The organism is Methylorubrum zatmanii (genome assembly GCF_014845115.1).
GTDB lineage: Bacteria > Pseudomonadota > Alphaproteobacteria > Rhizobiales > Beijerinckiaceae > Methylobacterium > Methylobacterium zatmanii.
The window spans coordinates 1-575 of record NZ_NKUI01000223.1 but is presented as its reverse complement, the minus strand read 5'-3'; the positions used below and the strand labels follow the sequence as shown (position 1 = coordinate 575).

The window sequence follows — 575 nt, the reverse complement described above, 5'->3', positions numbered from 1 at the left end:
CCGCCGCCTCGTCACCGAGGTCGCCGAGGTCAACGCCTACCTCGCCAACGTGCAGGTCGAGGTCTCGCCCGACGCGTCCGATTCCGACTGGCGCCGCACCCGGCACCACCTTCACGCCCGCAAGGTGAAGGACGGACGGGCGACCTGGACTTGCGTGCGCCCGACCCCGAACCCCGAGGTCTACCGCGTCTTCGGGCGGGGGCGCTGGGACCGGCACGGGCGCTGGTACGGCTGGTTTCAGAACCTGCCCAAGGAACGCCGCGCCGAGCTCCTCATCAACGGCGAGCTGTGCATCGAGCCGGATTTCGCGGCGCTCCACCCGACACTGCTCTACGCCATGCGCGGCCACGTGCTCCAGCACGACCCCTACGTCCTCCGGTGCTACGACCGCTCTGTCGGTAAGATCGTCCTCAACACCGCCATCAACGCCAGGACCATCCACAAGGCCATCGGCTCCTTGATGGAGAAGCGTCAGGAGCGGAAGGCCGACGGCTCGCCTGAGTGGGTCTACAGCTACCGGGAGACCGCGCGCATCGTCGAGGCCGTCATGGACGCGAACCCGGCCATCCGCGAGG

General features: G+C 68.7%; 1 pseudogene. It reads left to right on the top strand.

Annotated features, from left to right (window positions below):
- A pseudogene (locus tag MZTS_RS21625) lies at window positions 1–575 on the top strand (hypothetical protein); the annotation flags it as partial.